Consider the following 6,614-nt stretch of genomic DNA (forward strand, 5'->3'; position numbering starts at 1 on the left):
GGCCCCCGCGCGGCGCTGGCCCCCTCAGTCGGCTTCGCCGACAGCTCCCCCAGAGGGGGAGCATCTTCTCGCAGCGCCCCTAAAGCCACCCCGCCTTCTTGAAGCGGCGGTAGAGCAGGGTGCAGACGATCGCGATCAGGCCGACCGTCGCCGGATAGCCGAACGCCCACTTCAGCTCGGGCATGTGCTCGAAGTTCATGCCGTAGATGCCGGCCACCGCCGTCGGCACCGCCAGGATGGCGGCCCAGGCGGCCAGCTGGCGGGTGATCACGCCCTGGCGCTGCTGCTCCAGCAGCGAACTGACCTCGAACACCGAATTGAGCACGTCGCCCAGGCTGCCGATCAAGAGGTCGATGCGGGCGATGTGGTCGCGGACGTCGCGGAAATAGGGCTTCACGTCGGCGTCGATGCACGGCGTGTCGTGGTGCTCCAGATAGCCGGCGACCTGGGTCATCGGGCCCAGCAGCCGCAGGAACTTGGTCAGTTCGCGTCGCAGGGTGAACAGACGGGTGATCTCTGATCGGCTGAGAAAGGCGTCCAGCGCCCGGTGCTCCATCTGCGCCAGCTCCTCCTCGACCGCGTCGACCACCGGCAGGTAGCCGTCGACGATGAAGTCGAGGATGGCGTGCAGCACGTAGTCGCCGCCCTTGGCCAGCAGGGCGGGCGTGGCCTCCAGGTGGGCGCGCAGCTCCAGGTGCGCGCGGGCCGAGCCGTGGCGCACGCTGATCAGGTGATGGTCGCCGACGAAGATCTCGGTCTCGCCGAACACGACCCGGCCGGCCTCCAACTGGGCGGTCTTGGCGACCACGAACAGCTGGTTCCCGTAGAGGTCGACCTTGGGCATCTGCCGCGCGTGCAGGGCGTCCTCGACGGCCAGCGGGTGCAGGTCGAAGCGTTCCTGCAGGATCCGCAGTTCGTCCTGCGTGGGCTCAACAAGTCCGATCCAGACGAACTCGCCCTTTTTAGGCGTCAGGCCGTCGGGGTCGTCGAGCCGCAGCTCGCGCACGCGCTTTCCATCGACATAGGCGTAGGCGGCGACGACGCTCATGCGGGCTCCTGCACTGTTGTTGCCGAGATGGCGTGAACGCGGAGCGGGGGCAAGAGGCGACGCTTGACGACATTCGCAACATATGTAGAGTTTTGATCGACGCCCCGACCGGCGTCGCAACGGAGCACGTCCATGCCCGCCGCCCCTCGAAAGCTTTCACCCCAGTCCCTGGCCGTGCTCGAGGTCCTGCACGGACGCGAGTGGCTCTATGGCCTGGAGGTTTCGGCCGCCACGGGCCTCAAGTCGGGCAGCCTCTATCCGATCCTGATCCGGCTGGCCGACCGCGGTCTGCTGGAGAGCCGCTGGCTGGAGCCCGAGCGCCCCGGCCGCCCGGCCCGTCACGCCTATCGCATCACCGGCGCCGGCCGCTCGGCCCTGGCCGCGGCCCGCCGTCCGTCCACCACGCTCGCCCTGGGAGGCATCTGATGACCGAACGCCGAAACGACCTGGCCGCCGCGATCATGGCGCTGGCTACTCGCAAGGTCCCCGCCGCGCACGAGGAATGGGCGCACGCCATGAAGGCCGAGTTCGCCGCGCTCGCGACGGGGCGCCTGTCCTGGGCGCTGGGCTGCCTGGCGACGAGCCTGCGCTGGCGGGCGGCCGGCGAGGCGGGCTATGCGGCGTCTCTGGCCGTCGGTGTGCTGATCGTCATGGCCGCGATGCCGCTGGTCATCGCCGCCCTGGCCGCCTTCAGGCCGGGCGAGCCGAAGCTGGTCTTCAGGCTCCTGCCCGTGGTCATCTGCTGTGCGCCGTTGCTGGCCGGCCTCGTCGTCGGAACCTGGCGCGCCGACCGCAAGCTGCTGTCGGCACTGGTGATCGGCATGGGATCGCAGGCCATCGGTCTGGTCATGTTCGCCGTGCGGAGTTCGTCCATCGGGTCGAGCCTCACCGACGCCCTCGTCGCCTATCTGGTCATAGGGACCGAGATGACGCTGATGAGTTTTGTCGGCCTGCTAACCGCCGCCGGCGTGCGTCGGCTGCGGACGGTGAGGATCGCGCGATGAACGGCCGGGATCTCGCCGACTAAACCCTCCCCCTGAAGGGGGAGGTGGCCCGAGGGCCGGAGGGGGAAGCGGCTGCTGGAGTGCCGCTGCACTTCCCCCTCAGTTGCTTCGCGGCAGCTGCCCCTTCAGGGGGAGCATCTTCAGGCCCGTTCCAAGGTCACCAGCACCAGATCATTCCGCCGCATGGCGAAGTCGATCGTCGCGACGCCGTCCTTGCCGACCGTGATGGTCTTATCGACCTCGGGCTTGTCGGTCGTCAGCGCCTGGAGCTTGCCCAGCTGCTCGGCGGACAGGCTCGTGGGCAGGCCCAGTTCGACATAGGCCGTGTAGGCGTCGTTGGCGCGGAAGCCGGTGCGCTGGGCCGTCAGGCGGTAGCGGCCGGGCTTGAGGCCCGCGACGCTGAGCGCGGCGGCCGGCGCGTCCGTCGTCGGCTGGACCTTGGTGTAGAACGAGCGGTTGCTGGTCGGCTGCACGGGCTGGGTGAAGTCCCAGACCAGGGCCGCGACCTTGCCGCCGTCGACCGAGGCCAGCACTGAATTATCCGTAGACGGAACGTCCTTGCCGCGCAGGGCCGCCAGGTACTTGTAGGCGAACCACGAGGGCTTGCGGATCCCCTCCGGGTTCATCAGGCCAAAGCCGCCCTGGAACGGCGCGGTCGGCGGGCCGGGCTCTTCGAACAGGTCGCTGTAGGTCCAGTAGCTCATGCCCTGGACGATCCCTTTGACGCCCTTCAGCTTGGCCAGGATGTAGGCGGCGCTGTGATAGCTGTCGTGCACCGGGTCGCGCGGCGTGTAGCTGGTGCTCCATTCGGTGAAGTAGAGCGGCAGGCCCGGATAGGCCGAAGCCTCGATCTCGCGGCGCACCTTGACCACGTCGCCGATGATGGCGTCGGAGGAGGGCGACAGCTTGGTGTCGTCCTTGCCGTTCTCGTCGAGGAAGCCGCCCTCGACGCCGTAGGTGTGGGTGGTGACGAAGTCGACCGCCGCGCCATTGGCCTTGCAGTAGGCCAGGAACTCCGGAACCCAGGCCGCGCCGGCCGTCGACGGGCCGCCCACTCGGAGCGTGGGGTCGATCGCCTTGATGGTCTTGGCGGTCAGGGCGTAGAGGTCGAAATAGACCTTTTGATCCGCCTTCTCCCAGAAGCCGTCGAGATTGGGCTCGTTCCAGACCTCGAAAAACCAGCTGCGCACCTCGGCCTCGCCGTAGCGGCCGCGCAGGTGCGTCACGAAGGCGTCGATCAGGCGCGCCCAGGGCTCGAACTGCGGATGGGAGGTGTTGCCCTTCCACCAGAAGATCGTCAGGTCCGAGGTCTTCATGGCTTCCGGCGTGAAGCCCAGCTCGATGAAGGGCTTGAGGCCCATGGCCAGCAGGCGGTCGTAGAGCTGGTCGATCTTCGTCCAGTCGTAGGTGATCGCCCCGTCGGCGCCCTTCTTCACCGTGCCCAGCACGTCGTGGAAGATGGCGTGGAAGCGGATGTAGCGGAACTTCAGTTCGGCGGACGCCGTCTTCAGCTGGGCCAGACTGTCGTCGCGCAGCAGGGTGCCGGGATAGTCCGAGCCGATGGAGAGGTCGAAGAAGCGATCGACCGGGCTCGTCGCCTTGGCGACGTCCAGCGCGATGACGCGCTTCTGGTCGGCGGCGAAGGCGGGCATGGCCGGCAGCGCTGTCAGGCTGGCGGCGGCGGCCATCAGGCGGCGGCGCGAGAACATGGGCGTCTTCCTTCCGTCCCTAGATCGTCATCCCGGCCGTAGCGAAGCGGAGAGCCGGGACCCAGGGGGAGCCGCAGTGCGCCGGCCCCTGGGTCCCGGATAAGCCCTTCGGGCTTTCCGGGATGACGGGTTTTGTGTGGTTAATGATTATGCCTGGGCAGCTTGGCCGCCAGGTCCTGGTATTTCACGGCGAACTCCAGCACGCCGCCGGTGTCGAGCTGGCCCGTATGGGCGCGGTAGATCTCCTGCCAGGGGGTCATGGTCTCCGGCACGGCCGGGATTCCCTCCTTGCGGCGCTCGGCGATCACGGCCTCGTCCACCAGGGCGTCGCAGCGGCCGGTGTTGATGTCGATGCGGATCACATCGCCAGTGCGCAGCCACGACAGGCCCCCGCCCACCGCGCTTTCGGGCGAGGCGTTGAGGATCGAGGGGCTGTCGGCGGTGCCCGACTGGCGCCCGTCGCCCAGGGTCGGCAGGCTCATGATCCCCTTCTTCAGCAGGTGATCCGGCGGCTGCATGTTGACCACCTCGGCCGAGCCCGGCCAGCCGATCGGACCCGCGCCGCGGATCACCAGGATGCAGCTCTCGTCGATGTTCAGGGCCGGGTCGTTGATGCGGGCGTGATAGTCGTCCGAGCCGTCGAAGACGATGGCCCGGGCCTCGAACACGCCTTCCTGGCCCGGCTTGGACAGGTAGCGCTCGCGGAAGTCGGCGCCGATGACGCTGGCCTTCATGATCGCGAAGTCGAACAGGTTGCCGCGCAAAACGAGGAAACCCGCTTTTTCGGCCAAGGGCTCGGCATAGGGGAAGATCACCTCGCGGTCGCCGGTTTCGCGGCCCTGCAGGTTCTCGCCCATGGTCTTGCCGGTGACGGTCAGGACGTCGCCGTGCAGGCGGCCCTGCTGCAGCAGTTCCCACAGCACCGCCGGCGCGCCGCCGGCCCGGTGGAAGCGCTCGCCCAGATACTTGCCGGCCGGCTGCATGTTGACGATCAGCGGGATGTCGTAGGCCGCCCGCCAGTCGTCGGCGGTGACTTCGAGCCCCGCATGGCGCGCCATGGCCGCGATGTGCGGCTGGGCGTTGGTCGAACCGCCCGCCGCCGCCACCAGGGCGATGGCGTTCTCGAAGGCCTTCTTCGTCAGGATGTCCTTGGGCTTGATGTCCTTATAGGCCAGGTCGACGATCCGCTGGCCGGTCTTGTAGGCCATCTGGCCGCGCTCGCGGTACGGGGCGGGGATCGCCGCGCAGCCGGTCAGCGACAGGCCAAGCGCCTCGGCCACCGCGTTCATGGTGGAGGCCGTGCCCATGGTGTTGCAGTGGCCGGCCGAGGGGGCCGACGAGGCCGCGCGCTCGATGAATTCCGCCTCGTCGATCTCGCCGGCCGCCAGCTTGCGGCGCGAGCGCCAGATCACCGTGCCCGAACCCACGAGCTCGCCCTCGTGCCAGCCGTCCAGCATCGGACCGCCCGACAGCACGATGGCCGGGATGTTGACCGTGGTGGCGGCCATGATGCCGGCCGGGGTGGTCTTGTCGCAGCCGGTGGTCAGCACCACGGCGTCGATCGGATAGCCGTGCAGGGTCTCGACGAGGCCCAGGTACGAGAGGTTCCGGTCCAGCGCCGCCGTCGGGCGACGGCAGTTCTCGAAGATCGGGTGGACTGGGAATTCCATTGGAATGCCGCCCGCGTCGCGGATGCCGTCGCGGACCCGGGTGACCAGGTCCAGGTGGATGCGGTTGCACGGCGAGATGTCGCTGCCGGTCTGGGCGATGCCGATGATCGGCTTGCCGCTGCGCAGCTCCTCCGGGGTGATCCCGTAGTTCATGAACCGCTCCAGATAGAGGGCGGTCATGTCGATGTGGTCGGGATTGTCGAACCAGTCGCGCGAGCGGAACCGGCGGGGGATGCGGTTAGCGGAGGTCAAGGCGCACCTCGTATTGCGGCTGGCCGGCGACATCGACGGGCAGGGCGAACAGCCCGCCGCACAGCGGGTTGGCGGCCAACTGCTCGTCGCTGAGGCCCTTGCGGGCGGTGGTGAAATAGAGGGTCTTGAGATCCGGGCCGCCAAAGCACGGCTTGGTGACGTTGATGGCCGGCAGCTCGACGCGCTGGACGATCTGGCCCTCAGGCGACAGGCGGATGGCGCCGCGACCGCCCCACAGGGCCGTCCAGACGAAACCCTCGGCGTCGACCACCGAGCCGTCGGGCCAGGCGTCCTCGATCTCCAGGCGGAAGAATTCGCGCTTGTTCGACAGGCCGCCGTCGGCCCCGATGTCGAAGGCCCAGATCACCTTTCCGAGGGTGTCGGTGTGGTAGAAGGTCTTGCCGTCGGGCGAGACCGCCGGGCCGTTGGTGATGCAGATGCCGGCGTCGTGCCGGGTCAGGCTGCCGTCGGCTTCGAGCCGGTAGAGCGCGCCGCTGTCGGCCTCTTCCGCGTCGTGCATGGTGCCGAACCACAGGCGGCCTTCCGCATCGACCGTGGAGTCGTTGGGGCGGTTGTCGAGGCCGGCGTCCTCGATCTCGGAAATGAAGGTGAAGCCCAGCTCGGGCGTAAAGTGGTGCAGGCCGCTCTTGAGGCCCGCGACGAAGCCGCCGCCGACGCGCGGGGCGACGAAGGTCACCTGGTCGGGGGCGTCCCAGCTGGCGGTTTCGCCGGTGGCGGGGGTGTAGCGGTGGACCTTGTGGCCCTTGATGTCGACGAACCAGACGGCGTCGCCATGCCAGATCGGCCCTTCGCCGAGCGTGGCCTTCAGGTCCCAGACGCAGGTGGGTTGAGCGGTCATGTTTCCTCCTCGAGCCCTCCCCCTTGATGGGGGAGGGTTGGGTGGGGGTGACCTACGATGGTGGCGGCTGAA

6 protein-coding genes are annotated in these 6,614 nt (G+C 68.4%); 2 read left to right on the top strand and 4 right to left on the bottom strand.

Features of this window, described 5'->3' with window-relative positions; translation table 11 throughout:
* Nucleotides 1-79: 79 nt before the first annotated feature.
* Entirely contained in the window at nucleotides 80-1,048 is a 969-nt protein-coding gene (locus DMC18_RS14165; RefSeq protein ID WP_110119302.1) for a magnesium and cobalt transport protein CorA, read from the bottom strand.
* Between the two features lie 132 nt (nucleotides 1,049-1,180).
* Between DMC18_RS14165 and DMC18_RS14170 the strand changes: the two genes are divergently transcribed.
* A complete protein-coding gene (locus DMC18_RS14170; protein ID WP_110119303.1) occupies nucleotides 1,181-1,474 on the top strand; it encodes a PadR family transcriptional regulator in 294 nt (97 codons plus the stop codon).
* Nucleotides 1,474-2,052 (top strand): hypothetical protein, encoded by a 579-nt coding sequence (locus DMC18_RS14175; RefSeq protein ID WP_110119304.1) that lies wholly within the window; start codon nucleotides 1,474-1,476, stop codon nucleotides 2,050-2,052. The genes DMC18_RS14170 and DMC18_RS14175 overlap by 1 nt, the downstream gene beginning before the upstream one ends.
* 140 nt (nucleotides 2,053-2,192) lie before the next feature.
* Here the strand turns inward: DMC18_RS14175 and DMC18_RS14180 are convergent, their stop codons facing one another.
* The 3 genes from DMC18_RS14180 to DMC18_RS14190 all read right to left on the bottom strand — a co-directional run bounded on the left by DMC18_RS14180 (nucleotide 2,193) and on the right by DMC18_RS14190 (nucleotide 6,542).
* Nucleotides 2,193-3,761 (bottom strand): glycosyl hydrolase, encoded by a 1,569-nt coding sequence (locus DMC18_RS14180; RefSeq protein WP_110119305.1) that lies wholly within the window; start codon nucleotides 3,759-3,761, stop codon nucleotides 2,193-2,195.
* A 140-nt stretch (nucleotides 3,762-3,901) separates the two neighbouring features.
* Nucleotides 3,902-5,683 carry a xylonate dehydratase XylD gene (gene xylD / locus DMC18_RS14185; protein ID WP_370444010.1) on the bottom strand — a complete coding sequence of 594 codons (1,782 nt, stop codon included), beginning with the start codon at nucleotides 5,681-5,683 and terminating at the stop codon, nucleotides 3,902-3,904.
* Nucleotides 5,670-6,542, bottom strand: a complete 873-nt coding sequence (locus DMC18_RS14190) for an SMP-30/gluconolactonase/LRE family protein (protein WP_110119307.1) — start codon at nucleotides 6,540-6,542, stop codon at nucleotides 5,670-5,672. The genes xylD and DMC18_RS14190 overlap by 14 nt, the downstream gene beginning before the upstream one ends.
* Nucleotides 6,543-6,614 lie beyond the last annotated feature (72 nt).

It is taken from the genome of Caulobacter sp. D5, assembly GCF_003185805.1.
Lineage (GTDB): Bacteria > Pseudomonadota > Alphaproteobacteria > Caulobacterales > Caulobacteraceae > Caulobacter.